Origin of the sequence: Mesorhizobium sp. M7A.F.Ca.CA.001.10.2.1 (assembly GCF_003998575.1) — a bacterium.
Taxonomy (GTDB): Bacteria; Pseudomonadota; Alphaproteobacteria; order Rhizobiales; family Rhizobiaceae; genus Mesorhizobium.
On sequence record NZ_RZQY01001035.1, the window covers coordinates 1 to 1,354 of the forward strand.

Annotated in this window: 2 protein-coding genes; one reads left to right on the top strand and one right to left on the bottom strand. The window is 62.5% G+C overall.

Features of this window, described 5'->3' with window-relative positions:
- Nucleotides 1–553, bottom strand: a 553-nt coding sequence (locus EN964_RS34775; RefSeq protein ID WP_206528818.1) for a PLP-dependent transferase, incomplete at its 3' end; no start/stop codon positions are given.
- A 409-nt stretch (nucleotides 554–962) separates the two neighbouring features.
- Between EN964_RS34775 and mraZ the strand changes: the two genes are divergently transcribed.
- Nucleotides 963–1,354: division/cell wall cluster transcriptional repressor MraZ (mraZ, locus tag EN964_RS34780; RefSeq protein ID WP_127277454.1), on the top strand; the 392-nt coding region annotated here is incomplete at its 3' end.

Here is a 1,354-nt window from a genome sequence, read left to right on the forward strand (position 1 = left end):
GGTCGAGCGGCCGCTGGCCGAAGGGTGTCATGGTCGTGTTGTCGACCACAAGGATCGCGCCGGCTTTGTGAACAGCATCGGCAACGGCGGCGATATCGCAGATATCCAACCCCGGATTGGCAGGGGTTTCGACAAAGGCGAGGCGATAGCCATCGAAGCCGCCGTCGAGGAAGGTCGAGGTAGGCCTGACATCGTAGGCGATGCCGAGCGGCTTGAGGAAGCGATCGGCCAGCGCTCTTGTCGTGTGGTAGCCGTCCGATGGCAGCAGGATACGGTCGCCAGTCTTGAGCACGGCAAAAAACGCCGCCGAGATTGCCGCCATTCCTGAAGGGAAGGCGACGCAAGGCGCGTCCTCCAGATGGGCCAGCATATGTTCGACCGCGTCCCAGGTCGGGTTGCTGAATCGCCCGTACTGGTTGAAACCGGTGGCGTCGCCGGGCGCATGAAAGATGGCGGCCATGGTCAGTGGCAGGGGAATGGAATCGCCCATGGCAAGCCCGCTGCGACGCAGGTGAGGAAGCGCTGCAGCGCGTGACTTTGCAGTTTCAGACATCGAATTTCCAACCCTGTTTGCGACCGGCGATATGTGGCGAGACGCTATGCCCGGCAGCGGCGCGCGGCAAGGCGCGTCCGGGTGGGCCAGGCGGCTCTAAACGGTTCGTTAGGCTTAATAGACCATAAAGACGAGACGTGTCGGCGAGGCTGCTCTCATTGGTCGCGGCGCGCGTGTTTGTGAAGCCTAATCCCGTTGACGCCCATAGTGCCCCATGATATCCCATCTAGACATCAAAGCCTTCGTTCCGTGTCAGGGTAAAGCGTACGCCAATCGGGCAGCCGCGGCGGCTGCGCGTTTGCCGGTTTTGCCCGTGCGGATGAGGCTGATGCGGGGCAGGGAGCGCGCTGCGGCGGCGCGTGCGACAAGATGGAGAGGGGTGCGGCGGCGCAAGCGGCTGTAGCGTTTAATGGACCGGTTTCTGTCAAGCACGGTGAGCAGGATCGATGCGAAGGGACGGGTGTCCGTTCCCGCGCATTTCCGTGCGGTCGTGCAGAAGCGCGGCTATTCGGAACTCTATGCGCTGCGCTGCCTGGATCTGCCGGCGATGGATGTCGGCGGGCTCGATCTGCTCGACCGCTACGAGCAGCGCATCGCGCTCGAGGATCCCTTCCTGCAGACGGCGGACGATATGTCGTTCTTCTGCCATGGCGACGGAACCTTCTTGAAACTCGACCAGGACGGCCGCATCACGATGAGCGATTTCCTTCGCGAACACACCGGCATTTCGGCGGAAGTGGCCTTTGTCGGGCGCGGCAATTTCTTTCAGATCTGGGAGCCGGGACGGCTTGCTGCCTATGG